22 protein-coding genes, 1 tRNA gene and 1 pseudogene are annotated in these 23,864 nt (G+C 64.9%); 14 read left to right on the forward strand and 10 right to left on the reverse strand.

Annotation, left to right across the window (positions count from 1 at the left end; translation table 11 throughout):
• The first annotated feature begins 130 nt into the window (after positions 1 to 130).
• Together hisI and PMI04_RS09950 are read left to right on the forward strand one after the other, a co-directional pair.
• Positions 131 to 517: a phosphoribosyl-AMP cyclohydrolase gene (hisI, locus tag PMI04_RS09945; RefSeq protein WP_007708324.1), complete on the forward strand. Its 387-nt coding sequence runs from the start codon at positions 131 to 133 to the stop codon at positions 515 to 517.
• Positions 504 to 1,037, forward strand: a complete 534-nt coding sequence (locus PMI04_RS09950) for a hypothetical protein (RefSeq protein WP_037485992.1) — start codon at positions 504 to 506, stop codon at positions 1,035 to 1,037. The genes hisI and PMI04_RS09950 overlap by 14 nt, the downstream gene beginning before the upstream one ends.
• A 35-nt stretch (positions 1,038 to 1,072) precedes the next feature.
• On the opposite strand, the gene PMI04_RS09955 is transcribed toward PMI04_RS09950, so the two are convergent.
• The 4 genes from PMI04_RS09955 to PMI04_RS09970 form a co-directional block, all read right to left on the reverse strand.
• On the reverse strand, positions 1,073 to 2,377 hold the full coding sequence (locus PMI04_RS09955; RefSeq protein WP_007708320.1) for a M20/M25/M40 family metallo-hydrolase: 1,305 nt from the start codon (positions 2,375 to 2,377) through the stop codon (positions 1,073 to 1,075).
• A gap of 72 nt (positions 2,378 to 2,449) precedes the next feature.
• Positions 2,450 to 3,109 (reverse strand): YitT family protein, encoded by a 660-nt coding sequence (locus PMI04_RS09960; RefSeq protein WP_238535896.1) that lies wholly within the window; start codon positions 3,107 to 3,109, stop codon positions 2,450 to 2,452.
• A gap of 95 nt (positions 3,110 to 3,204) precedes the next feature.
• Positions 3,205 to 4,341: an aspartyl/asparaginyl beta-hydroxylase domain-containing protein gene (locus PMI04_RS09965; RefSeq protein ID WP_007708316.1), complete on the reverse strand. Its 1,137-nt coding sequence runs from the start codon at positions 4,339 to 4,341 to the stop codon at positions 3,205 to 3,207.
• Between the two features lie 40 nt (positions 4,342 to 4,381).
• Positions 4,382 to 5,578, reverse strand: coding sequence for an MFS transporter (locus tag PMI04_RS09970; RefSeq protein ID WP_007708314.1), 1,197 nt, complete (start codon positions 5,576 to 5,578; stop codon positions 4,382 to 4,384).
• Between the two features lie 184 nt (positions 5,579 to 5,762).
• Here PMI04_RS09970 and PMI04_RS09975 point away from each other — a divergent pair, with 184 nt between their 5' ends.
• On the forward strand, positions 5,763 to 6,635 hold the full coding sequence (locus PMI04_RS09975) for an EamA family transporter (protein WP_007708313.1): 873 nt from the start codon (positions 5,763 to 5,765) through the stop codon (positions 6,633 to 6,635).
• A gap of 6 nt (positions 6,636 to 6,641) precedes the next feature.
• Here PMI04_RS09975 and PMI04_RS09980 read toward each other — a convergent pair whose 3' ends face one another.
• From PMI04_RS09980 to PMI04_RS09990, 3 genes are all read right to left on the reverse strand, one after another.
• On the reverse strand, positions 6,642 to 7,322 hold the full coding sequence (locus PMI04_RS09980; protein WP_007708310.1) for a L,D-transpeptidase family protein: 681 nt from the start codon (positions 7,320 to 7,322) through the stop codon (positions 6,642 to 6,644).
• A gap of 61 nt (positions 7,323 to 7,383) precedes the next feature.
• Positions 7,384 to 9,651: an NADP-dependent malic enzyme gene (locus PMI04_RS09985; protein ID WP_007708308.1), complete on the reverse strand. Its 2,268-nt coding sequence runs from the start codon at positions 9,649 to 9,651 to the stop codon at positions 7,384 to 7,386.
• 27 nt (positions 9,652 to 9,678) lie between these two features.
• Entirely contained in the window at positions 9,679 to 10,584 is a 906-nt protein-coding gene (locus PMI04_RS09990) for a LysR family transcriptional regulator (RefSeq protein ID WP_007708306.1), read from the reverse strand.
• Positions 10,585 to 10,692: 108 nt separating this feature from the next.
• On the opposite strand from PMI04_RS09990, the gene PMI04_RS09995 reads away from it, so the two are divergent.
• From PMI04_RS09995 to PMI04_RS10035, 9 genes and pseudogenes are all read left to right on the forward strand, one after another.
• Positions 10,693 to 12,807 (forward strand): malate synthase G, encoded by a 2,115-nt coding sequence (locus PMI04_RS09995; RefSeq protein WP_037486000.1) that lies wholly within the window; start codon positions 10,693 to 10,695, stop codon positions 12,805 to 12,807.
• Positions 12,808 to 12,872: 65 nt separating this feature from the next.
• Positions 12,873 to 13,499, forward strand: coding sequence for a glutathione S-transferase (locus tag PMI04_RS10000; protein WP_007708302.1), 627 nt, complete (start codon positions 12,873 to 12,875; stop codon positions 13,497 to 13,499).
• Positions 13,486 to 14,745, forward strand: coding sequence for a Xaa-Pro peptidase family protein (locus PMI04_RS10005; RefSeq protein WP_007708300.1), 1,260 nt, complete (start codon positions 13,486 to 13,488; stop codon positions 14,743 to 14,745). Before PMI04_RS10000 ends, PMI04_RS10005 begins: the two co-directional genes overlap by 14 nt.
• Positions 14,746 to 14,871: 126 nt before the next feature.
• Positions 14,872 to 15,219 carry a hypothetical protein gene (locus PMI04_RS10010; RefSeq protein ID WP_007708297.1) on the forward strand — a complete coding sequence of 116 codons (348 nt, stop codon included), beginning with the start codon at positions 14,872 to 14,874 and terminating at the stop codon, positions 15,217 to 15,219.
• 55 nt (positions 15,220 to 15,274) lie between these two features.
• A complete protein-coding gene (gene alaS / locus PMI04_RS10015; protein ID WP_007708295.1) occupies positions 15,275 to 17,929 on the forward strand; it encodes an alanine--tRNA ligase in 2,655 nt (884 codons plus the stop codon).
• 4 nt (positions 17,930 to 17,933) lie between these two features.
• The gene (locus PMI04_RS10020) at positions 17,934 to 18,527 is read left to right on the forward strand and encodes a nucleoside 2-deoxyribosyltransferase domain-containing protein (protein ID WP_238535895.1); all 594 of its coding nucleotides are present in this window, start codon (positions 17,934 to 17,936) and stop codon (positions 18,525 to 18,527) included.
• Between the two features lie 59 nt (positions 18,528 to 18,586).
• Entirely contained in the window at positions 18,587 to 19,066 is a 480-nt protein-coding gene (locus PMI04_RS10025; RefSeq protein WP_007708291.1) for a hypothetical protein, read from the forward strand.
• 42 nt (positions 19,067 to 19,108) lie between these two features.
• Positions 19,109 to 19,615, forward strand: coding sequence for a hypothetical protein (locus PMI04_RS10030; RefSeq protein ID WP_007708281.1), 507 nt, complete (start codon positions 19,109 to 19,111; stop codon positions 19,613 to 19,615).
• Between the two features lie 20 nt (positions 19,616 to 19,635).
• Positions 19,636 to 20,573 (forward strand): annotated as a pseudogene (locus PMI04_RS10035) (glutaminase).
• On the opposite strand, the gene PMI04_RS10040 reads toward PMI04_RS10035, so the two are convergent.
• Positions 20,570 to 22,354, reverse strand: coding sequence for a cation:proton antiporter (locus tag PMI04_RS10040; protein WP_007708276.1), 1,785 nt, complete (start codon positions 22,352 to 22,354; stop codon positions 20,570 to 20,572). The pseudogene PMI04_RS10035 and the gene PMI04_RS10040 sit on opposite strands and share 4 nt — an antisense overlap.
• Positions 22,355 to 22,544: 190 nt before the next feature.
• Between PMI04_RS10040 and PMI04_RS10045 the strand changes: the two genes are divergently transcribed.
• Positions 22,545 to 22,778 carry a hypothetical protein gene (locus tag PMI04_RS10045; protein ID WP_007708274.1) on the forward strand — a complete coding sequence of 78 codons (234 nt, stop codon included), beginning with the start codon at positions 22,545 to 22,547 and terminating at the stop codon, positions 22,776 to 22,778.
• A gap of 169 nt (positions 22,779 to 22,947) precedes the next feature.
• A complete protein-coding gene (locus PMI04_RS10050; RefSeq protein WP_007708272.1) occupies positions 22,948 to 23,091 on the forward strand; it encodes a hypothetical protein in 144 nt (47 codons plus the stop codon).
• A gap of 257 nt (positions 23,092 to 23,348) precedes the next feature.
• Here PMI04_RS10050 and PMI04_RS10055 read toward each other — a convergent pair.
• Together PMI04_RS10055 and PMI04_RS10060 are read right to left on the reverse strand one after the other, a co-directional pair.
• Positions 23,349 to 23,434, reverse strand: a tRNA-Leu gene (locus PMI04_RS10055).
• Positions 23,435 to 23,482: 48 nt separating this feature from the next.
• Positions 23,483 to 23,773 (reverse strand): integration host factor subunit beta, encoded by a 291-nt coding sequence (locus tag PMI04_RS10060; protein WP_007708269.1) that lies wholly within the window; start codon positions 23,771 to 23,773, stop codon positions 23,483 to 23,485.
• Positions 23,774 to 23,864 lie beyond the last annotated feature (91 nt).

The following is a 23,864-nucleotide window of genomic DNA, read 5'->3' on the forward strand; positions in this document are numbered from 1 at the left end:
GACTGTCGCCATTCTGTAGCATCCGCGCAACAGATTTGCCAAAATGCGACAGTCTGTTCCAGCCGCATTGTGGGGATGCCGATTGTCGAAGGGACTTCGCACGGGCCGGATTGGTGATTATAGCGCGGGCATGGATAATGCACGCGACCGGGGCCTGACCCTCAATCCCAAATATGATGACAATGGTCTTATTACTGCGGTGGTGAGTCATGTCACCTCGGGTGAAGTGCTGATGGTGGCGCATATGAATGCGCAGGCGCTGGCGCTGACGATCGAGACCGGCCTTGCCCATTTCTGGTCGCGCAGTCGTCAGGCGCTGTGGAAGAAGGGTGAAAGCTCTGGCCATATGCTTGCAGTGTACGACATCCGGATCGATTGCGACCAGGATGCCGTCTGGGTGCTGGCGGAGCCGGCGGGGCCAACCTGCCATACCGGCGCGCGATCCTGTTTCTTTCGCCGGATCGGACCCGATGGCCTGAGCGCGGTCGATGAACCGGGCGTCGATGCGGCGCACTAGCCTTTTCCTCCTGTTTCTTCTGGCGGGATGTCAGCAAGCGGCGACGCCGGGGGCTTCCGCGCCCGATCGCGATGCGGCGGCGGCCTCAGGGCTGGAGCGCGCGGCGATCGCGACGGGGGCGATTGCGGATACGTCCAAGGTCGCGCCGATCGGGTTGTTCCAGCGGCGCCATGAGGCGGGGCGCGATTCGCTCTGCGTCATTCCCGCAAAGTCGGGCGACTATCGCTTCGGGCTGGAGGCGATCTTCGGCACGGAGCAGAGCTGCCATGGCGCGGGTACGGCGCGGCGCGCCGGCGACAAACTGATCCTGAGCTTTTCCGGGGGCCAGAAGTGCATCATCGTCGCCCAATATGATGGCGATCAGGTGGCGCTGCCCGGCGTGGTCGACATGGCCTGTGACCGGCTATGTGATGGGCGGGGCAATCTGGAGGGGGTGACCTTCCCGCGTATTGCCAATGATGCAGGCACTGCTCTACGGGCTACCGACCGGGCGAACGAGCCGCTGTGCGAGGCTGACTGAACGGGGCCGGAAAATCTCCAGCCCCGCCACAGCCTTTAACGATAGCCCGCTGCCGCCAGCAGGGCGACCAGGTCCATCCGCTTGACCCTCAGCGATTCCGGCGCCGATACGTCGATCCATTCATCGGGTGAATGGCCCCGGCCGCCGGTGGCCGCGCGCGGGATGGTGATGGCCGGGATGCCCAGGCTCATCGGTACATTGGCGTCGGTCGAGCTGAAGCTCAGCCGCGCGGTGACGCCTTCGGCCGCATAGGCGGCGGCGGTCTGCCGGACCAGCGCCGCGTCGGCGGCGGTGCTGCCGGCCGGGCGATCGCCCACCACCTTCTTGTCGACGCTGATCGCGCCTTCCTTGGTCGAACGGGTGCCATTTTCGGTCGCGACGGCGCGGTCGACGGTGGCGAGGAACGCCTGTTCCAGCTTGGCCAGTTCGGCGGCGCTTTCCGATCGCATGTCGACCTGCAGCCAGACTTCCTGCGGGATGGCGTTGACCGAGGAGCCGCCGCCGACCACGCTGGCGCTGTAGGTCGTCTTGGGCGACTTGGGGACCGGGATCTTGTAGAGGTCGACGATTGCCTGGCTCATCGCTGTCATCGGATTGACCAGGCCAAAGGCGCCGAAGCTGTGGCCACCGGGGCCGGTGAAGGTCAGGCGATAGCGCTTCGATCCGACGCCGCCATTGGTCAGGCCATCGACCGATCCATCGTCGATCGAGAAGAAGCCGGCGATGCGGTCCTTATATTTTCCTTTGAGGAACAATTGCTTCATGCCGCGCAAATCGCCCAATCCCTCTTCGCCGACATCGCCGACGAACAGGATGTCCATCGGTGCGGTGATGTTGGCGCCGACGATCGCCTTGATCAGGCTCAATTGGGTGGCGAGGCCGGCAACATCGTCGCCCACGCCGGGCGCGTGCAGTTTACTGCCTTCGCGACGGACCGTGACCGGCGTGCCTTCGGGAAAGACGGTGTCGAGATGGGCGGACACGACGATCAGCTTGCCGCCCGGCTTGCCGCTGCCACGGCGCAGGCCCAGTACATTGCCGCCCTCGTCAATCTCCACATCACTAAGGCCGGCGGCGCGGAACATGTCGGCATAGGCCTTGGCCCGCGCCTGTTCCTTGAACGGCGGCGCCGGAATCTGCGTCAGGGTGACGATGTTCTCGACCCACTGATCATGCTCGGCCTCCAGCGCGGCGAAGGCGGCCTTGACCGCCGGGCGCGCGCGGATCGCGGCGATGGCGCGGGCGTCGGCCGATGCGGGCGCGCTGGTAGGAGTGGCGGCACCGGCCGGAACCGACAGGACCGTACAGGCCAATAATGCGCTGAGCGCCAACCGCTTCATTCTGGACCCCTTTTATGCTGTGCGCACCTGCATGCACGCCGGGGTCCCTCTAGCCGGGGAGGCAGCTCTGCATCAATGGCCGATATAGCGGCCGGGGCGGTGGTTGACGAACAGCACGGCGTTGATCGCGGCGGCCGACAGGACGGACAGGCCGAAGCGCTCGGCATTGAGGATCGGCAGCGAGGCGAGCAGGATCAGCACGTCGCAGGCCATCTGGGTGCGGCCGGCATTCCAGCCGCGCGATTTCTGCAGGATCAGCGCGATCACCCCGACGCCGCCGACGCCCGCGCCATGGCGGGCGATGGCCAGGATGCCGAAGCCGATGATCGATCCGCCGAACAGCGCAGCGAAGAAGGGGCTGATCCGGGCGATCTCAATCGCATAGGGCATGGCGAGGCCAACGCCCATGATCGCGATGTTGGCGAACAGGGTTTTCAGACCAAAGGCCATGCCCATCGCCCGCCCGGCGAACAGGAAGAAGGGGATGTTGATCAGCAGGAACAGGGTCGCGGGCGACAGATGGATCAGATAGGACAGCAGCAGCGCGATGCCGGCCATGCCCCCCGTTACCAGCTTTGCCTGTTTCAGCAGCATCAGCCCCATGGCGATGAAGGCGCAGCCAATGGCGATCGCATAGAAATCCTCGGCAGGACTATGCGGCCGCGCGACATGGGCGGACGGAACGGGCAGGGCAGGAGACGGCGCCGGGGGCGTCGGGTCGATCGAGGTCATGGCATGTCCGAAAAGCGTGAGCGCCCCGTGCCATCCTCTCTTGTCGTCTTTGTCCGCGCCCATAGTCGCAGATGGGCGTTCTGGAAAGAGGCGGGTTAGCCGGCATCCACCTGTTTCGGGCCGAAGCGATCGATCGCCTCGAACAGGCGTGTGAGCGCGATCCGTTCCTCCGCGTGGATTTCCGGGCGCCAGACTTCGAACAGCAGGATGACGCGGGTGTCATTGCCCCGGTTCCAGGCCTCATGTTCGATGCTGTCGTCGAAGATCAGCATTTCGCCCGGCGCCCAGGCGCGGGTCTCTGCACCGACCCGCAGCGCGCAATTGTCGGCCACGATCAGCGGCAGGTGGCAGATCAGCCGGGTGTTGAGCATGCCATGGTGCGGCTGGATATGGGTGCCGGGCTTGAGCAGCGACCAGAGCGCCATGGGGGAGCGGCCGGCGATCACCGGGCGATCTGCATGGTCGAGCGCGGCCATGACGGCGGGGCAACGAGCCGCATGATCGGTGACGATCTCGCCTTCCTGCCAGAAATAATAGGCGCCCCAGGACGGGTCGTCACGCAGCGGGTTGTTGGGTGCCGGCCGATCGGCCGAGGTCTGGACATAGGGCGCGAAATCGGACGCACCGGCGCGGACGTCGGCCAGTTCCACGATGATGGCGTCGGTTGCAGCCTCGACAGCCGGGACCCACGCAAATTCGCTGCGCTCGTAAAAGGCACGCTGCGGCAGGCCGGGGAAATAGAACATGCTGGGCTGTTGCAGATAGAGCTCGCTCTTGCCCAGCAGCAGGTCGGTCGCCTGGGTGATCCGGGGCAGGGCGGGCAGATCTGCGATCGCGGCGCTCAGATGATCCTCGAACTTGCGACCGGACTGCGCGATGCTGGCCTGCGCCTGTTGCAGCAGCGGTTGCAGCGCGGGGGGCGCGCCGGTTGCCGCCGCCTGGGCCAGGGCGCCGCGGAACCAGATCGATGCGCCGCGCTCGTCGCCGCGCCGGATCAGGTTCTGGCCCATCGCCAGCATGGCGGGCAGGTTGCGCATATCCTGTTGCAGGATGCGGTGGAGTGCCGCCTGTTCGCCGTCCAGATCACCCAGCCGATTGCAGGCCTGGGCCAGCAGCATCGCCGGCGGATCGGCCATTTCATCAAGCGTGGCACGGGCCACTGCCGCGTCGCCGCGGCGCAATGCGGCGATCGCCGCGTCCTGCAAAGTCTGTTCGCGTGCCCGATCCGTCATCCGCCCGCCTTAACCAGCGGAACGGGCGGAAGGAAGCGGCTTATTCGCAGGCGACAAGGGCGGGCTGGGCGCTGCGTCGTGCGGTGGCGATGGCGAGCAGGAAGATGGCCAGGCCGCCCAGCGACAGGGCGCAGCCGATCCAGCCGGTCGACACCAGGCCATAGCCCGCCGCGATCGACATGCCGCCAAGCCAGGGGCCGAGCGCATTGGCGATGTTGAAGGCGCTGTGGTGCAGCGCGGCCGCCAGCGTCTGGGCGTCACCCGCGACATCCATCAGGCGCGCCTGCAACGGTGTACCCATGCCGCCGCCAATGCCAATCAGGAAGACGATGAGGCTGAGGGTCCAGATATTGCCGGCCATGAAGGGGAAGAGGGCCAGCGCCACGGCGCTCCACACGAGGATGCCGATGACGGTGCGGTTGAGCGCGCGGTCGGCGAGCCAGGCGACGGCGAGATTGCCGACCGTCATGCCCAGGCCGAAGACGATCAGAATCAGCGGCACCAGGGTTTCGGACACATGGGTCACCTCGATCATGGTCGAGGCGACATAGGTGTAGACCGCGAACAGGCCGCCAAAGCCGATCGCGCCGGTGAGCAGGGTCAGCCAGACCTGCGACTTGCCGAGCGCGCCCAGTTCGCGCATCGGGCTGGCCTTCGGGTCGCCGGCGTCGCGCGGAGCATAGAGCGCGACCAGGCTCATGGTCAGCACGGCGAGCGCGCAGACCACGAAGAAGCCAGAGCGCCAGCCCAGTATCTGGCCCATCCAATTGGCGACCGGCACGCCCAGCACCGTGGCGATGGTCAGGCCCGACATTACCTTGGCGATCGCCAGGGTGCGCTTCTCGATGGGCACCAGACTGGCCGCGACCAAGGCGGCGACGCCGAAATAGGCGCCATGGGGCAGGCCCGAGAGGAAACGGAACAGCAGCATCCAGTGATAGCTGGGCGACAGGGCGGACAGGCCGTTGCCGACCGCGAACATCGCCATCAGCGCTATCAGCAGCGTGCGGCGCGGCAGGCGCGCGCCAAAAGCGGCGATCAGCGGCGCGCCGACCACCACGCCCAGCGCATAGGCGCTGATCGCATGGCCCGCGGTCGGCAGGTCGATATGTAGGTCGCGCGCGAAAAAGGGCAGCAGGCTCATGGAGGCGAATTCGGTGGTGCCGATCGCAAAGGCGCCCACGGACAGCGCGAAAAGAACAAGCGCGGGGTGCGCCTTGTGGGACTGGCTGCCCATGACAAGCTCCATGCTGCAATGCAAAATGACGGAAGTCCGCCAGATGGGCCGAGTGACAGCGTTGGTCAAGGCCGCATATGTATGAGATTCTTGCAACTGGCCACGCATCTGGTGCAACGCGGCATCGAATGTCGCTTTTCCCGTTTATCGTATATGGTATTCATCGAGCATGAACAGGAACGGAATGAACGGGCAAGGAGCGGTGCTGGCGGGAGCCGGCGCCGTGCTGGCGTCGCTCTTGTCGATGAACATGGGCGCGGCCTTTGCCAAGACATTGTTCCCGATCGTCGGCGCCTATGGCATCGCGGCGCTGCGCATCTTCCTGGCCGCGATCCTGCTGATGCTGTTCCGCCGGCCGTGGCGCCGGCCGATCCCGGCCGATGTGCGCTGGCCGCTGCTGATCTATGGCGCGACCCTCGCGCTGATGAACCTGCTCATCTACCAGGCCTTTGCCCGTATTCCGCTGGGTATCGCCATGGCCATCGAGGTGACGGGGCCGCTGGCGATCGTCCTGTTCGGGTCGCGCCGGCCGCGCGATTTCCTGTGGCTGGGGGCTGCGGTGATCGGTTTGCTGCTGCTCTTGCCGTTGCGCAGCGACGCCGCGCTTGATCCTTTGGGTGTCATCTTCGCTGTCGGGGCTGCGGCCTGCTGGGCACTTTATATCCTGACCGGCAAGCGGGTGTCGGGCGCGCTGCGCGGCGATGCGGTCGCCTGGGGTATGCTGGCGGCGGCGATCCTGGTGCTGCCGGTCGGGCTGACCCATGCCGGCGCGTCGCTCTTTTCGCCCTGGGTGCAGATGGTCGGGCTGGCCATCGCCCTGCTGTCGAGCGCCTTGCCCTATTCGCTGGAGATGGAAGCGATGCGGCGTCTGCCCGCGCCGGTGTTTGGCCTGTTGCTGAGCGCGGCGCCTGCGATTGGCGCGCTGGCGGGCTTCGTCGTGCTGGGCGAGCGGCTGACGGCGCTGCAGGGCGTGGCGATATTCTGCATTATCGCCGCATCAGGCGGCAGTGCGCTGACGGTGCGTCATGCGCCCGCGATCGAGGATGCGCCACAATAGGGCCGGTCAGCCGCTGACGACGGCCTTGCTGGTATCCAGCATCTTGCCGTTCGTGATGATGACCATGTCGCCGACCTTGGTGACGCCGAACAGCTTCTGCGCAAATTCCCTAGGTACGCCGATGCAGCCATGGGTGGCATAGCCCCATTTGACGTCGCTGCCATGAATGGCGACGCCGTCGCTGGTCAGCCGCTGCATATAGGGCATGGGCGCGTTGTTGTAGGTGCTGGAATAATGGTCAGCGTCCTTCTGCATGATCGGGAAAGCGCCCAGGGGGCTCTGCTTGTCGGTCGCGCCATAGAGGATGACGGCGGCGCCGATCTCGTAGCCGTCGCGGAAGACGGAGAGGGTCTGTGCCTTGAGGTCGACGGTGATGATGACCGGCCCCTTGGCGGGCGCGCCTTCCTCGTCCCAGGCATAGTCACCATGCTCGAACGGGCCTTCGATCTTGAGCACGCGTTTCACCGCCAGCGCATGGGGATCGATCTTCATCCCCTGGTCGCTGCGCCGTTCGACCAGCGGAATGGATTTGGGTGCGGCTACGGCCGGCGGGGCTTTGGTCGCCGTGGCGTCGGCGGCATCGTGATTGAGCTTGTCCGTCAGCAGAAAGGCGCCGACACCCAGGCCCGCACCGACCAGCAGTTTTGGGCCTAGATTCTTTACCAGCGTGCCGATCACACCCGCCATGTCGTCTCTCGCCTAGTCCCTTGCCGGTTCAGCCTAGCGGCTTAGCCGGCAAAGGTTAAGGTCAGCCTTCGCGTGCCACTTCTGCGGCGGCGATGGCCGTCAGGTTGAGGATGCCCCGCGCGGTGACGCCGGGCGTCAGCACGTGGATGGGCTGAGCCGCGCCGATCAGCATCGGCCCGACAGTGGGCGAACTGGACGAGGCGGACAGTGCCGTCAGCGTGATGTTCGCGGCGTCAAGGTTTGGCATCACCAGCAGGTTGGCCGGCCCCTCGAACCGGGAGTCGGGGATCAACCGTTCGCGCAGCGCCTGGCTGAGCGCGGCGTCGGCGTGCATTTCGCCATCGACGGCCAGGTCCGGCGCGGCCTGGCGCACCAGGTCGAGCGCGGCGCGCATCTTGCGGGCGCTGGGGCTGTTGGATGCACCGAAATTGGAATGCGACAGCAGCGCGACGCGCGGCTTCAGTCCGAAATGCTGCAGCTCGGTCGACGCCAGCAGCGTCATTTCCGCGATCTGATCCGGCGTCGGGTCCGGCACCATATGGGTATCGGTGATGAACAGTGCGCCTGCATCCAGGATCAGGCCTGACAGCGCATAGATGCGGCTGTGGCCGGGCGCCCGGTCGATGATGCGCAGCACATGTTCGACCTGGCCCCAATATTCGGAGCGGCCGCCAACCAGCGCGGCGTCTACCCGGCCAGTGCGCAGCAGCATCGCCGCCGTCACCGTGGGACGGCGGTAGACGTGGCGCAATATCTCGTCGGTTGGGACGCCCTTGCGTGCGGCGATCGCGCGATAGGCTGCAACCAGGTCGGACATGACCTCATGATCGGTCTCGGGATCGACTACGGCGACATCGCGATCGAGTTGGAAGCCAAGGCCCAGATCCGGCAGCTTCTGTTCCAGGATACGGCGGCGCGCAACGATGGTGGGTTTGACGATGCCTTCGTCCAGGCCGTCCTGGATCGCGCGCAGCACGCGCTCATCCTCGCCTTCGCCATAGACGATACGGCAATTGGTTCCGCGTGCCGAATGGAACACCGGCAGCATCAACTGGCCTGAACGGGTGTTCTGGCGCGACAATGTGCGGCGATAGTCCTCCAGGTCCAGAGTCTTGGTGGCGACGCCACTGTCCATCGCCGCCTTGGCGACGGCCACCGCGATCTCGCCGATCAGGCGCGGATCGAAGGGGGTAGGAATGATGTAGTCGGGTCCGAATACCAGCTTGCGGCCGCCATAGGCCTGAGCGACGCTGTCATGGGCGGGCATGCGGGCGAGGGCGGCGATCGCATCGGCGGCGGCGACCTTCATCGCCTCGTTGATCTGGGTCGCCCCGCAATCCAGCGCGCCGCGGAAGATATAGGGGAAGCACAGGACGTTGTTGACCTGGTTGGGATAGTCCGACCGGCCGGTGGCGATGATCGCATCCGGGCGCACTTCGCGCGCGGCTTCCGGGCGGATTTCCGGTTCCGGATTGGCGAGCGCGAAGATCAGCGGATTGGGCGCCATCAGCGGCAGCCATTCCGGTTTCAGCACGCCCGGTGCCGACAGGCCAAGGAACAGGTTGGCGCCCGGCAGCACGTCGGGCAGGGTGCGGGCGTTGGTGTCGCGGGCATAGCGCGCCATGTTGGGCAGCATGCCTTCGCGGCCCGAATGGATGACGCCGTCCTTGTCCGTCATCGTCACATTTTCGATCGGCAGGCCCATCGAGACGAGCAGGTCGACGCAGGCGAGCGCGGCGGCGCCGGCGCCCGACGTGACGAGCTTTGCATCGGCCAGCGTCTTGCCTTGCAGCACCAGCGCGTTGCGCACGGCGGCGGCGACGACGATGGCGGTGCCATGCTGGTCGTCATGGAAGACCGGAATGTTCATCCGGGCCTTCAGGCGCGCTTCGATCTCGAAACATTCGGGCGCCTTGATGTCTTCCAGATTGATGCCGCCAAAGGTCGGCTCCAGCAGGGCGACGGCTTCGACGAACTTGTCCGGGTCGGTGGTATCGACTTCGATGTCGAACACGTCGATGTCGGCGAATTTCTTGAAGAGGACGGCCTTGCCCTCCATCACCGGCTTCGAGGCCAGCGCGCCGATCGCGCCGAGACCGAGGACCGCGGTGCCGTTGGAGATGACCGCGACCAGATTGCCGCGCGCGGTATAGTCCAGCGCCTTGGCGGGATCGGCGGCGATCTCCTCGCAAGGGGCGGCGACCCCCGGCGAATAGGCCAGCGCCAGATCGCGCTGGTTCACCATGCGCTTGGTCGGCTCGATCGCGAGCTTACCGGGCTGGGGAAAGCGGTGATAGTCTAGGGCGGCGCGGCGGGTGTTATCGTCCATGCGATGCGCCTTAGAGGCTGTGTTCCGCTAGGGCAAGCCAGTGCGCTCCCAGGGTGGTGCAACACCATATTGCGCAGCAAGAAAGTCGACGAAGGCAGTGATGGCCAGTGGCGGATTGGCCTGTGGCAGTTGTACGGCATAGAGGGCGACGTCGCTCGACCCTTCGTGATCGGCTAATATCTGGCGCACCTCGCCGCGTGCCAGCGCGTCGCTGATGTCCCAAAGCGAGCGCAGCGCTATGCCGCTGCCCGACAGCGCCAGTTCGCGAACGACTTCGCTGCTGTTGGTGCGGATATGGCTGTGGCCGTCGATCGCGACCGGGCCTTTGGGACCGATCAGGCGCCAGGGCAGTTGGCCGTCGGCGGCGAGCAGGCGATGATGTTTGAGGTCGGCGATGCGGCGCGGCGTGCCGAAGCGGTCGAGATAGGCGGGCGCAGCGCACAGGATGCGGCGATTGGGCGCCAGCCGCCGGGCGGTGAGGCCGGCGCCCGGATCGGCGGCGATGCGGATGGCCAGGTCCGCCCGGCTTTCGATCAGGTCGACATAGTCGTCCGACAGGTCGAGCCGCAGATCGACGCGGGGATGGTCGTCCAGAAAAGGCTGGAGATAGGGCGCCAGGTGCATGCGGCCAAAGGAGGTCGGCGCGGTGATTCGCAGCGGGCCGGATGCGATCGCCGACACGCCCGACACCCGCCGTTCGGCCTCGTCGAGGGTGGCCAGGATCGCGCGCAGGTCGCCATGGAGCCGCTCGCCGGCCGGGGTCAGCGCCAGCCGGCGGGTGGTGCGGTGGATCAGCCGGGCGCCCAGCCTGTCCTCCAGCCGGGCCAGCCGTTTGGACATCATCGCTGGCGATATGTGGAGCCGCCGCCCGGCAGCCGCCAGCCCGCCTTCATCGACGATACTCACGAACAATTCATGGTCCGGGTCCATCATATTCGTTCACCACAGGAAATTCTCTATTCGAATAATAGCGTCTACACGGCATAATTGGAAAGGCGTAAAAGCACGGCATAGCAAGGAGTGGATTGCATGACCGACCGCATGACCGACCGCATGACCGACCGCGCCGGCCTGAAGGTTGCCGAAACGCTGGCCGACTTCATCGAGCAGCGCGCGCTGCCGGGCACGGGCATTGATGCCGACGCCTTCTGGGCGGGCACCGCCGACATATTGGCGCGCTTCACCCCCGATAATGCGGCGCTTCTGCGCGTGCGCGACGACCTGCAGACGCAGATCGATGCCTGGCATCAGGTGCGTCGGGGGCAGGCGCATAACGCCGCCGCCTATCAGGCCTTCCTGCGCGAGATCGGCTATCTGGTCGAGGAACCCGCGCCGTTCGAGATCGGCAGCGGGAATGTCGATGCCGAAGTCGCCCGCATGGCCGGGCCGCAGCTGGTCGTTCCGATCCTCAATGCCCGTTTCCTGCTGAACGCCGCCAATGCGCGCTGGGGCAGCCTGTATGACGCGCTCTATGGCACGGATGCCATTCCGGGCGCGGCTTCGGGCAAGGGCTATGATGCGGCGCGCGGGGCGCAGGTCATCGCCTGGGCCAAGGCGTTTCTGGACGATGCCGTTCCGCTGGCGACGGGGCGCTGGGCCGATCTGGCGGGAGAGAAAGTCGTCCTGGCCGATCCGGCGCAGTTCGTCGGCACGAGCGCGAAGGGCAAGCTGTTCCGCCATCATGGCCTGCATATCGAGGTCGTCTTCGATTCCACGCATCCGATCGGTGCGACCGACCCGGCCGGCATCGCCGACGTCATCCTGGAATCCGCGCTGACCACCATCTGCGATCTGGAGGATTCGGTCGCGGCGGTCGATGCGGCGGACAAGGTCACCGCCTATGCCAATTGGCTGGGGCTGATGCAGGGCGACCTGACCGAGACGTTCGAGAAGGGCGGGCAGCCGATGACCCGGTCGCTCAATCCTGATCGCGCTTATGCTGCGCCCGATGGAAGCGCCTTCACGCTGCCGGGACGCAGCCTGTTGTTCGTCCGCAATGTCGGTCATCTGATGACCACGCCGGCGATCGCGCTGCCCGATGGGCAGGACGCGCCCGAGGGGATCATCGACGGCATCGTCACCAGCCTGATCGCGCTGCATGATCTGGCGAAGGCGGATGGCAACAGCCGCGCGGGCAGCGTCTATATCGTCAAGCCCAAGATGCACGGGCCGCAGGAAGCCGCCTTCACCAACCGCCTGTTCGACGCGATCGAGGATATGCTGGGCATGGCGCGCCACACGATCAAGGTCGGCGTGATGGACGAGGAACGGCGCACATCGGCCAATCTGGCGGCCTGCATCCATGCCGTCCGCGACCGGATCGTCTTCATCAATACCGGCTTCCTCGACCGCACCGGGGACGAGATGCACACGTCGATGCAGGCCGGGCCGATGATCCGCAAGGGTGAGATGAAGGCGAGCGACTGGATCACGGCCTATGAAGACCGCAATGTCCAGATCGGCCTTGCCTGCGGCCTGTCGGGCCGGGCGCAGATCGGCAAGGGCATGTGGGCTGCGCCCGATCGCATGGCCGACATGCTGGAGCAGAAGATCGGCCACCCCCGAAGTGGCGCCAACACCGCATGGGTTCCGTCCCCGACGGCGGCGACGCTGCACGCGACCCATTATCACCGCATCGACGTCTTCGCCCGTCAGGAAGAACGCAAGGCCGAGGGCATCGCGTCGCTCGACCGGCTGCTGACCATTCCCGTCGCGGTCGGCCGCAACTTCTCCGAAGACGAGATCGCCCAGGAACTGGACAATAACGCGCAGGGCATATTGGGCTATGTCGTCCGCTGGATCGACCAGGGCGTCGGCTGTTCCAAGGTGCCCGACATCCACGATATCGGCCTGATGGAGGACCGGGCGACCTTGCGCATTTCCTCGCAGCATATGGCCAACTGGCTGCTGCACGGCGTCTGCACGGGGAGCCAAGTCGATGCCGCGCTGATCCGCATGGCGGCCAAGGTCGATGCGCAGAATGAAGGCGATCCGCTCTACCAGCCGATGGCCGGGCGGGAAGGGGACAGCCTCGCCTTCCAGGCGGCGCGCGCTCTGGTGTTCGAGGGCGTCGAGCAGCCCAATGGCTATACCGAGCCGCTGCTGCACGCCTATCGCGCCCGTGCCAAGGCGGAGGAAGCCCTCGAGATAGCGTAAACTTCGCTGTCACTCTTTCCCATGCTGCGTTAGCCCTGATCGGGTCGCAGCATGGGAGAGGCGCCATGACCATCATCGTCCATCATCTGAATAACAGCCGTTCGCAGCGCATCCTTTGGCTGCTGGAGGAACTGGGCGAGCCTTACGAAGTGCGCCGCTATGAGCGGGACCGCAAGACGATGCGCGCGCCCGCCGCGCTTCGCGCCGTCCATCCGCTCGGCCGGTCGCCGGTGGTGGAGGTGGATGGCCACAGGTTGATCGAGACCGGGGCGATCATGGAATTTCTGGTCGCGCGGGCCGGTGGTCGCTTCGGCGCGCCGGCCGATGCGGAGGGCGCGATCCGCTGGCGCCAGTTTCTCCATTATGCCGAAGGATCGATGATGCCGCCGCTGCTGGCCCTGCTGGTGGTCGGCAAGCTGGGCCTGCTCGGCCGGCCGGCGCGGCCGACGGTGCAGGGGATGCTGGACGATCATCTCGACTGGCTGGAAAGCGAGCTGGCGAACCGGCCTTATTTCGCCGGGCCGGACTTTTCCGCCGCTGACATGATGATGAGCTTTCCGATCGAGGCGTCGCGGGCGCGCGGCGGGCTTGACGAATCGCGTCCGCATCTGATCGGGTGGCTGGAGAGAATACAGGCGCGGCCCGCCTATCAGGCTGCGCTGCGCACCGGGGGACATTATGCTTACGCCTGATCGCCGCACCTTGCTTCGCTATGCCGCTGCCGGGGTCGCTACCTCGCTGGTCAGTCCGCGCCTGTTCGCTCAGGAAAAGGCGGTCGAGGCGCTCCAGTCGATCACCCGCGACGTCGCCCCGATCGGCAAGACCGAGCGCGCCGACCGGCTGGCGCGGGCGCAGAAGCTGATGCAGGCGCAGGGCATCGACGCGCTGCTGGTCGAGCCGGGCGCGAGCCTCATCTATTATAGCGGCATCCGCTGGTGGCGTTCCGAGCGGCTGACCGCGCTGGTCATTCCGGCCAGCGGCACGCCGCTTGTCGTCTGTCCCTTTTTCGAGAAGCCCTCGATCGACGAATCGCTCGCCATCCCGGCCGAGGTCCGGGTCTGGCAGGAGCATGAAAGCCCCTATGCGCCGATCGCCGACTTCCTGACGGCGCGCGGCCTGGCCAAGGGCCGGATCGGCATCGAGGAAACGGTCCGCTATTTCGCGGTCGATGGGCTGAAGGCCGCGTTGCCCGCTGCGACCCTGGTGAAAGACCCCGTCACCCGCGCGATCCGCATGCGCAAGACGGCGGCCGAGATCGCGCTGATGCATAAGGCGGCGGACGTCACCATGGGCGCCTATCGCTGGACCTATCCTCAGGTGAAGGCGGGCATGACCCCGGCCGATATCGGCGCGCTGATGACGGCCGCGACCAGCGCGCTGGGCGGCAAGGGCGAGTTCAACCTGATCCTGCTCGGTGAAGCGGCCGCCTATCCGCATGGCTCCGGCAAACCGCAGTCGGTGCGAGCCGGCGAGGTGGTGCTGATGGATTGCGGCTGCACGGTCGAGGATTATCAGTCTGATATCAGCCGCACCTTCGTCTATGGCGCGGCCCCCAGCGCCCAGCAGCGCAAGGTGTGGGACGAAGTGGCGCAGGGCCAGCAGGTCGCGATCCGGGCAGCGAAGCTGGGCGTGGCGGCGGGCACGGTCGATGATGCGGTTCGCGCTTATTATGAGAAACTGGGCTACGGCCCCGGCTACAAGCTGCCCGGCCTGTCCCACCGCACCGGCCATGGCATCGGCATGGAGGGGCATGAGCCGGTCAACCTCGTCCATGGCGAGACGACGAAGCTGGATGTCGGCATGTGCTTCTCCAACGAACCGGGCCTCTACCTGCCCGGCGCGATGGGCGTGCGCATGGAAGATTGCTTCCACATGACCGCGCAGGGGCCGCAATGGTTCTCCAAGCCGCCGGTGTCGATCGAGGCGCCGATCAATTGATCCTCCCCTGAAAGGGGAGGGGGACCGTCGCCGAAGGCGGTGGTGGAGGGGTGTCAGCCCTATCTCGCGAGGGTTTTACACCCCTCCGTCAGGGCTACGCCCTGCCACCTCCCCTTACAGGGGAGGATGGGCTATGTTTCACCAATGGACGTCAAACTAATATACAAGGTTCGCGCTGGAGACGTGGTTATCGGATCGGTCGCGCTGGATCACTGGGATCAATTCATGGGCGTAGCCGGAGGTCCATTCTATCCTCACGAGGCTTATGCGCCGCATCTCCACGCTACGATTTTGGACGGCGTCGATCTCAATGAGGCCGGGCAGCGGTTGCCTCTCAACATCGTTGATAGCGACGATGTGCAATTGAACTGTGAGGCGGTCGCTATTCAAGACTGGGCGTCTTCTGTGGGGGATGATGCTCGTGAGGTTACTATCTTCGGAGTGGAGAGTTTGCCTTCGTTCGAGGGCAAGTAGCTCACGACCAAATCCCCCGCTTGTGCGGCGGGCCGCTTCCCACTAAATCGCGCGCATGACCTCGACCAACGACATTCGCCGCAGCTTCCTCGATTATTTCGGGGCCAATGGCCACACCATCGTTCCGTCCGCGCCGCTGGTGCCGCACAACGACCCGACGCTGATGTTCGTGAACGCCGGCATGGTGCCGTTCAAGAATGTCTTCACCGGTCTGGAAACGCGCCCCTACAAGACCGCTACGTCGAGCCAGAAGTCGGTCCGCGCCGGCGGCAAGCATAACGATCTGGACAATGTCGGCTATACCGCGCGCCATCACACCTTCTTTGAAATGCTGGGCAATTTCAGCTTCGGCGACTATTTCAAGGAACAGGCGATCCATCATGCCTGGACCCTCCTCACCAAGGAATGGGGCCTGCCCGCGGAAAAGCTGACCACGACGGTCTATCACACGGACGACGAGGCGTTCGACCTGTGGAAGAAGATCGCCGGCCTGCCCGATCACAAGATCATCCGCATCCCGACCAAGGATAATTTCTGGGCGATGGGCGACAGCGGCCCGTGCGGTCCCTGCTCGGAAATCTTCTACGACCATGGCGACCATATCTGGGGTGGCCCGCCCGGATCGCCGGAAGAGGATGGCGACCGCTTCGTCGAAATCTGGAACCTGGTCTTCATGCAATATGAGCAGGAAGCCAACGAGATTGTTTCGGAACTGCCCAAGCCCTCGATCGACACCGGCATGGGGCTGGAGCGCATCGCGGCCGTCATGCAGGGCGTCCATAACAATTATGATATCGACACGTTCAAGGCGCTGATCGCCGAGAGCGGGGCGCTGACCCGCACCGCGACCGACGGCGAGTTCCAGGCCAGCCACCGCGTCATCGCCGACCATCTGCGTTCGACCAGCTTCCTGATCGCCGACGGCGTGCTGCCGGCGAACGAAGGCCGTGGCTATGTGCTGCGCCGGATCATGCGCCGCGCCATGCGCCATGCGCACATCATCGGTGCCAAGGATCCGCTGATGTATCGCCTGGTGTCGAGCCTGGTGTCGGAAATGGGCGGCGCCTATCCCGAACTGGTCCGCGCCCAGCCGCTGATCGAGGAAACCCTGCTGCGCGAGGAAACCCGCTTCCGCAAAACGCTGGAAAACGGCCTCAAGCTGCTGGACGAGGCGACCGCCGATCTGGCCGAGGGCGCGACCCTGCCGGGCGAGACCGCGTTCAAGCTCTATGACACCTATGGCTTCCCCTATGACCTGACCGAGGATGCGCTGCGCACCCAGGGCCTGTCGGTCGACCGGGCCGGCTTCGACGCCGCCATGGCCGAGCAGAAGGCCGCCGCGCGCGCCGCCTGGAAGGGATCGGGCGAGAAGGCGTCGGACGAGATCTGGTACGACATCGCCGAAACGCTCGGCAGCACCGAGTTCATCGGCTATGCCTCGACCAAGGGCGAGGGCGAAGTGCTGGCCCTCCTCAAGGATGGCGCGCGCGTCGATGCGGCGTCGGCCGGCGACAAGGTGACGATCATCACCAACCAGACGTCCTTCTATGGCGAGAGCGGCGGCCAGAATGGCGACGCCGGCACGATCACCACGCTGGGCGGCCTGGTGGCCGAGGTTGCCGACACGTCCAAGCCGCTCGGCCGCCTGCATGCGCATCAGGCCGTGATCAGCGCGGGCAGCGTCAAGGTCGGCGATACCGTCAACCTGACGGTGGATGTCGAGCGTCGCGATCGCATTCGCGCCAATCACAGCGCCACCCACCTGCTCCATGCCGCGCTGCGCAAGGAACTGGGCGGCCATGTCACCCAGAAGGGCAGCATGGTTGCGGCCGACCGCCTGCGCTTCGACTTCTCGCATCCCGAGGCGCTGACCCACGCCCAGATCGCCAAGGTAGAGGCCGATGTGAACGCGCAGATCCGTCATAATGACGAGGTCATGACCCGGCTGATGACCCCGGACGACGCGATCGCCGCCGGCGCGATGGCGCTGTTCGGCGAGAAATATGGCGATGAAGTCCGCGTCCTTTCCATGGGTAAGGGTGACGACTACAGCTATTCGGTCGAACTGTGCGGCGGCACCCATGTCCGCGCGCTGGGCGACATCGCCCTGTTCAAGATCGTGTCGGAAAGCGCCGTGTCCTCGGGCGTGCGCCGGATCGAGGCGCTGACCGGCGAGGCGGCGCGCCTGTGGCTGGTCGAGCGTGACGAGAAGCTGCGCCAGACCGCAGCCGCGCTCAAGACCACGCCGGAAGAGGTGCCCGCGCGCATCGCCGCGCTGGTCGAGCAGAGCCGCAAGCTGGAGCGGGAACTGGCCGAGGCCAAGAAGGCGCTGGCGCTGGGCGGTGGCGGTTCGGCCAAGCCGGCCGGTCCCGAGAAGGTCGGCAGCGTCGACTTCCTGGGCCAGGTGATCGACGGCCTCGACCCCAAGGAACTGCGCGGCATTGTCGACGGCAACAAGAAGACGCTCGGCAGCGGCGTGTCGGCGGTGCTGGCCGTGGTCGATGGCCGCGCGACCATCGCGGTGGGCGTGACCGACGATCTGACCGGCAGCTTCAGCGCGGTCGATCTGGTCCGTGCGGGCGTCGAGGCGCTGGGCGGCAAGGGCGGCGGCGGCCGTGCCGACATGGCCCAGGGCGGCGGCCCCGATGGCGACAAGGCGCAGGCCGCGATCGACGCGGTCAAGGCCGCGCTCGCCAGCGTTCCGGCCTGACACGATGGGCAGGCGCACCGCCGGTGCGCCTTCCGTCCCTATGCTGCGCCTGATCCTGGCCTCCTGTCTGCTCGCCCTGCCGATGACGGCGCGGGCGGGGGAGGCGGTGACCATCACCTCGCCTGATCCCTTGCCGGCCGCGCATGATCGCGCGCGCCTGTTCCTGGGCGGCAGCATCGACATGGGCAAGGCGAGCGACTGGCAGCGCGACATGATCGCCGCGCTGGCTGACGAGAAGGTGACGATCCTCAACCCGCGCCGGGCCGACTGGAACCCGGCCTGGAAGCCCGAAGCGAGCGATCCCCATTTTCGCCAGCAGGTGGAATGGGAACTGGCCGCGCTGGACAGCGCCGACATCATCATCGTCTATCTGGCGCCGGGCACGCAAAGCCCGGTCAGCCTGCTGGAAATGGGCCTTCATGCACGCGGCGGGAAACTGGTCGTGCTCTGTCCCGACGGCTTCTGGCGCAAGGGCAATGTCGACATCACCGCCGCCCGCTATGGCGTGGAACAGGTGTCGACGATCGAAGAATTGACGAGCGTGGTCCGCCGGCGCATCGCCGAGGCCAATCACCGCCTGGGTGGATCGGGCCGCTAACGTAACATTGTCTTAAAGACCATGGCCTAGCCTCTTTCCGTTCCTTGGGGGAGAGTGTCATGCCATTGATCGCCATCTTGCTCGCGACCGTTCCGCAGCCAGCATCACCGCCGATCCAGGCGGTCAGGGTGCCACCGCCGGTTTTCAATCCGGTGCCGGTTGCCAGTGAGACCGATCAGGTGCCACCGGTGCCGGTCAGGGTCAGCCTCTATTTCGGCCGTGAGACGCTGTGGACGGGCACTTTGTCGGTGGGCAGTGCGCCCGCACGCCTGTCGATCAACGAGGCAGCGAACGTGCAGCCTGATTGCGATCAGCCCAGCTTTCGCGCCAATAGTCGTGCGATCGAAGTGACGCTGGGGCGTCAGAATTTTCGCAACAGGGACAGCTTCACTCTCAGCGCCCGTTACAGCCGGCCAGCGCAGGACGGTCTGTGCCCGACCGGATCGCGCCAGGTGTCGGTCGAACAGATGCTGACCCTGCCGTCCGGAACGGTGACGGTGGAAGGAGACGGCGGCTTTCGGGTCGTGCTGCAGCGTTGACCCGGCCCTGCACGGCTGACAGGTTGCGGGGCAGGGGGATTTATGGCGAGCATTGCAAGCAGATCGACGCAGCCACGGAGTCTCGCGCCGGATCGCTATGAGCGGTTTCTGGCGGCGGCGTCGGTCATCCTGCTCGCCGTCGTGCTGACTGCGATCGGGCGGGGGCATGGGCAGTGGGGGCAGGTGCCGGGCCTCGTCCGGTTCCATCTGCTGACGATCCTGGTCGCGCTGGCGCTGACCCCGGTGATGCTGTTGCGGCGGCGCGGCGACGGGCGGCATCGCTGGATGGGCTGGGTCTGGAGCGCGGCGCTGTTCCTGACCGCGCTCGACAGTTTCCTGCTGCACGGGCCAGGCGGCCGGTTCAGCATCATCCATATCCTGTCGATCTTCACCCTGGTCCAGGTGCCGATCATCGTGCTGTCTGCGCGGCGCCACGACCTCAAGCGTCATCGCCGATCGGTACGCGGCATGGTGACGGGGGCGCTACTGATTGCGGGCTTCTTCACCTTCCCGTTCGATCGGCTGCTGGGCCACTGGCTGTTTGCGTGAGCGCGGCTTAAGAGGCGGGGATGGATATTGCTGTACTGATCGATGACATCGTGGCCGCCATGGCCAGGGAAACCGAACGGGGCACCGTCGCCAGCTATATTCCCGAACTGGCCAAGATTGATTCCGCCCGGTTCGGTATAGCGATTGCCACGGTGGATGGCCGGATGATCTGCGGCGGGGATGCGGACATGGCCTTTTCGATCCAGTCCGTTTCCAAGGTGTTTGCGCTGACCCAGGCGCTTGGCAAGGTGGGGGATCAGTTGTGGGATCGGGTCGGACGCGAGCCATCGGGCAATGCCTTCAACTCGATCGTCCAGTTGGAACAGGAACAGGGGATTCCACGCAATCCCTTCATCAATGCCGGGGCGATCGTCGTGGCGGACATCAATCTGGGCGGACATCAACCCGCGTCGCGATCGGCGAAATGTTGCGCTTTGTGCGCTATCTCGCCGGCGACGATGCCATCCGTATCAATGAAGAGGTCGCCGCTTCGGAGACCGCAACCGGCTATCGCAACATGGCACTGGCCAATTACATGCGGGCGTTTGACAATGTCCGCCATCCGGTCGACCTGGTGCTGGGCACCTATTTCCACCAATGCGCGATCGAAATGAGCTGTCGCCAACTGGCTCTGGCCGGTCGTTATTTGATGCTTGATGGCCGTCATCCCGACGGCGGCCGGGTGGTATCGCCCAGCCGGGCTCGGCGCATCAACGCACTCATGCTCACCTGCGGCCATTATGATGCTTCGGGCGATTTCGCCTATCGCGTCGGCATTCCCGGCAAGTCGGGCGTAGGCGGGGGAATATTGGCGATCGTGCCTGGCCGCGCGTCGATTGCGGTCTGGTCGCCAGGGCTGAATGCCAGCGGTAATAGCCAACTCGGCACAATTGCGCTCGAAACACTGGCTCGCCGCACGGGCTGGTCGGTTTTCAGCCCGCCCGAAAGCGTCGGTTAGGGCACCTCGTCCTGGCGCAGCCGGCGCAATTTCGGCGTCGCTTCCATCTGAGCCGCATTTTTGATGCCAACGCGCAAGTCTTCGCGTGCCTGATGGATGGAGGCAATCACCGGCCCCATCGCGACCCCCAGGTCGACCAGAGCGGTTTCGGCCAACTGCAATGAGCTTTCCAGCGTCTCGGGAACGGCATCGCTGGCGCCGGCCTTGTAGAGTTGTGCTGCATGGTTCACATCGCGTGCGCGGGCGATAATGGGCAGGTCTGGAACCCATCCGCGTACACGCTTGGTGACGCGAACCGACAGTACCGGATCGTCCATCGTCAGGATGAGTGCGCGGGCATGACCAAGGCGTAGCCGGTCCAGCATTTCCGCACGCGCGACGTCACCGAACAATATGGGATAGCCCATGCGTCGGGCTTCGGCGACGACATCGGGATCGGATTCGACCACGATGAAACGCTGGTTGTGGGTCTTGAGCAAGTCGCAGACCATCTGGCCGACGCGACCAAAGCCGATGACGACTGCCGCTGCGACGGTCTGGTCTGGTTCGGTCTCCACCCGTTCTTCGCCGATCGCGGTCTCCAGCCTTTGGGCGATGTCATGACCGAACCGGGCGAGAAGGGGGGTGATGGTGAGGCCGATGGCCGTCACGATCTGCCAGAAGGCTGCGGTAGACGGCAGGATCAGCTTTGCGGCCGCAGCGGCGGAGAGCACGATCAGTGTCGTTTCGGACGGACTCGACATCAGCACGCCGACCTCCAGCGCGACACCTTTTCGCACGCCCGAAAAATAGAGGAGCAGGCCAGTCACCAGCGTCTTGGCCAGAACCACACCGACCACGGCCAGCAACAGGCTCGGCCAGTTGGCAAGGATGACCCGGATGTCGAGGCTCATGCCCACGGTAATCAGGAAAACGCCGAGTGCCAGTCCCTTGAACGGCGCGGTCATGACTTCGACTTCGCCATGATAGTCTGTTTCCGCGATCAGTAGGCCTGCCAGCAACGCGCCGACGATCGGCGATAGGCCTGCGATCGATGTCGCCATGCTGGAAACGATGACGACCAGCAGGCTCGCGGCCAGGAAGACTTCAGGACTTTTGGTGCGAGCCGCCTGGCGGAAGATATGGGGCAGGAAAAAGCGTCCGAACACCAACATCAGCGCGATCGTGATCCCCCCTTTCAGCAAGGTCGCCGCGAGTTCGTTCCAGGCAGCGTCAGGGCTGGTCGCGATCGATGGGGCTAGCGCGCCCAGCATGAAGATGATGGGAACAAGTGCCAGGTCTTCGAACAGCAGCATTGAAAAGGCGGATCGACCGACCGCGCTCTGTGTCCCGACCATCGGCAAGACGACGGCAGTCGAGGAAAGCGCGAGCGCCAATCCCAGTCCAATGGCGCCGGCGGTAGGCTGGCCCAGCAGAAAGAGGCCGATGGCAATCAGCGCGGCACTTCCGATCAGTTCTGCCGCACCCACGCCGAAGACCTGCGCGCGCATGCTCCAGAGGCGGCGAAAGCTGAGCTCCAGTCCGATCGAAAAGAGCAATAATATGACGCCCAGTTCGGCGAAGGGTTCTATCGCCTCCCGGTTCGAGATGGTGACATGGTAAAGCCAGGGATATTGGCCGACAAGCGCACCCAGTCCGGCAGGGCCGACGGCAAGACCCACCAGAATGAAGCCGATGACGGGACTGATCCGGAACCGGGCAAAGCCTGGGATGACTAGTCCGGCGGCGCCCAGGATGACCAGGGAGTCGCTGAAGCTTTGGGGGTTGATCGCATCGGCCATGCCGTATCATCGCGGTAGGTTGCGGGAATATCCACCCATTCCCTTGAAAAAACTTTGTGAAGCGATGCGACGCGGCGGCAATCGCATGCGGCGATCGTGGTGCGTTTTGTTACCCCGCTGTAATTTTCCGGAAATCCCGCTGCAAAATTGCGCGGTCTAAAAGGGAGCGGCTATTTTTGACGGATTGACGATGATGGGAACGACACAGGCGCCCCAGAGCGACGCGCCGATAACAGCCGCGGATATTGAAGCCTGGGCTCGCGTGGAACGGGCATTGGCTGGCAAGCGGCAGTTCGGGATTGGATTTTCCGCCGCCATGCACAGGCGACAGGCGGACATTGCGGGCGTACGCGACCTGGCATGCCCGACCTATGAAGAGGCGGTGGCGCATGACCGCGCGGACCGAATCAGCGTGGCCGGATAGTGGCTTGAAAGGCGTGTCTTGAAAGCGGCGGGGCGCAAAGGCAGCGAAACAATGCTCATCTGCCAACCGCTTAGCGATCGTTTGATTTCGATCAGTATGATTTCCTGGAACGAGACCAGATGCTCCCGGTTGAGTGGACGTGCCATCTGGCACAGCAGGAGAGAATGAAATGGCAAACCAGAACCAGAATCCCGGCCAGCAAGGCGGTCAGCCCGGCAAGCCCGATCAGCAGAACCAACAGGATGATCAGCGGCGTCAGCAGGGCGGTGGCCAGCAGGACCGTCGCGAGGACCAGAATCGCGAGCAGCGCTGATCAAGTGCGCCGCTTGGCGTAAATGAGGGCCGCCCTTATTGGGTGGCCCTTTTTATATGGCCGAAAATATCTCGAACAGGTTCATCATCGCATAGCGAATGGAAGCCAGCCTAGGAACGGGCATGGCGGGATGGCCAGGAATCGATGCTGTTGCGGCACTAGGGCAGGATGGAAACATCCTGATTTTGTCGGAATAATGTCGGAATGCAAAAAGCGCTGGCGAGCGGCAACGCATGGAAAAGCCATGCTTTACAATATGGTGCGGACGATGGGACTTGAACCCATATTCCCAGGGGGAGGCGGATTTTAAGTCCGCTGCGTCTACCGATTTCGCCACGTCCGCGCTGGGCCTTCCCCTGAAGGCTCGCGCGGCGCAGGTCAAGAGCGGCGGTCAGCTATGCGGCTTGCCGTTGAGCCTTTCTCGCATTTCCTTGCCCGGCTTGAAATAGGGTACCCGTTTGGCAGAAACCGGTACCTGTTCGCCGGTACGAGGGTTTCGTCCTGTCCGGGCGTCGCGCGCCCGGGTGGTAAAGGCGCCAAAGCCGCGAAGCTCCACTCGGCCGCCGCTGGAAAGCCGCTCGACGATCTCCTTGAAGAAGAGGTCGACGATCTTTTCCACTTCCGGCAAGCTGAGCTCTGGATTCTCTTCGGCGAGTTTCTGGATCAGTTCCGAACGGATCATAGCTCCTCCAACTCCCCAACATTGCCCCGCCAATCCATAATCTATTGTCAAGCCGTTGACAATCGGGGCGCAATCAAATCGTTTCGATGGT

The sequence above is a fragment of the Sphingobium sp. AP49 genome, from assembly GCF_000281715.2.
Classification (GTDB): domain Bacteria; phylum Pseudomonadota; class Alphaproteobacteria; order Sphingomonadales; family Sphingomonadaceae; genus Sphingobium.

Bases quoted from the DNA above. Each gene is read 5' to 3' on its own strand.
- hisI (WP_007708324.1), top strand. From the start codon at position 131: ATGGATAATGCACGCGACCGGGGCCTGACCCTCAATCCCAAATATGAT.
- alaS (WP_007708295.1), top strand. From the start codon at position 15,275: ATGACCTCGACCAACGACATTCGCCGCAGCTTCCTCGATTATTTCGGG.
- PMI04_RS09960 (WP_238535896.1), bottom strand. From the start codon at position 3,109: ATGACCTCGATCGACCCGACGCCCCCGGCGCCGTCTCCTGCCCTGCCC.
- PMI04_RS09975 (WP_007708313.1), top strand. From the start codon at position 5,763: ATGAACGGGCAAGGAGCGGTGCTGGCGGGAGCCGGCGCCGTGCTGGCG.
- PMI04_RS09965 (WP_007708316.1), bottom strand. From the start codon at position 4,341: ATGACGGATCGGGCACGCGAACAGACTTTGCAGGACGCGGCGATCGCC.
- PMI04_RS09950 (WP_037485992.1), top strand. From the start codon at position 504: ATGCGGCGCACTAGCCTTTTCCTCCTGTTTCTTCTGGCGGGATGTCAG.
- PMI04_RS10005 (WP_007708300.1), top strand. From the start codon at position 13,486: ATGCTTACGCCTGATCGCCGCACCTTGCTTCGCTATGCCGCTGCCGGG.
- PMI04_RS10040 (WP_007708276.1), bottom strand. From the start codon at position 22,354: ATGGCCGATGCGATCAACCCCCAAAGCTTCAGCGACTCCCTGGTCATC.
- PMI04_RS10025 (WP_007708291.1), top strand. From the start codon at position 18,587: ATGCCATTGATCGCCATCTTGCTCGCGACCGTTCCGCAGCCAGCATCA.
- PMI04_RS09990 (WP_007708306.1), bottom strand. From the start codon at position 10,584: ATGATGGACCCGGACCATGAATTGTTCGTGAGTATCGTCGATGAAGGC.
- PMI04_RS09985 (WP_007708308.1), bottom strand. From the start codon at position 9,651: ATGGACGATAACACCCGCCGCGCCGCCCTAGACTATCACCGCTTTCCC.
- PMI04_RS09995 (WP_037486000.1), top strand. From the start codon at position 10,693: ATGACCGACCGCATGACCGACCGCGCCGGCCTGAAGGTTGCCGAAACG.
- PMI04_RS10050 (WP_007708272.1), top strand. From the start codon at position 22,948: ATGGCAAACCAGAACCAGAATCCCGGCCAGCAAGGCGGTCAGCCCGGC.
- PMI04_RS10020 (WP_238535895.1), top strand. From the start codon at position 17,934: ATGGGCAGGCGCACCGCCGGTGCGCCTTCCGTCCCTATGCTGCGCCTG.
- PMI04_RS09955 (WP_007708320.1), bottom strand. From the start codon at position 2,377: ATGAAGCGGTTGGCGCTCAGCGCATTATTGGCCTGTACGGTCCTGTCG.
- PMI04_RS09980 (WP_007708310.1), bottom strand. From the start codon at position 7,322: ATGGCGGGTGTGATCGGCACGCTGGTAAAGAATCTAGGCCCAAAACTG.
- PMI04_RS10030 (WP_007708281.1), top strand. From the start codon at position 19,109: ATGGCGAGCATTGCAAGCAGATCGACGCAGCCACGGAGTCTCGCGCCG.
- PMI04_RS10045 (WP_007708274.1), top strand. From the start codon at position 22,545: ATGATGGGAACGACACAGGCGCCCCAGAGCGACGCGCCGATAACAGCC.
- PMI04_RS10010 (WP_007708297.1), top strand. From the start codon at position 14,872: ATGGGCTATGTTTCACCAATGGACGTCAAACTAATATACAAGGTTCGC.
- PMI04_RS10060 (WP_007708269.1), bottom strand. From the start codon at position 23,773: ATGATCCGTTCGGAACTGATCCAGAAACTCGCCGAAGAGAATCCAGAG.
- PMI04_RS09970 (WP_007708314.1), bottom strand. From the start codon at position 5,578: ATGGGCAGCCAGTCCCACAAGGCGCACCCCGCGCTTGTTCTTTTCGCG.
- PMI04_RS10000 (WP_007708302.1), top strand. From the start codon at position 12,873: ATGACCATCATCGTCCATCATCTGAATAACAGCCGTTCGCAGCGCATC.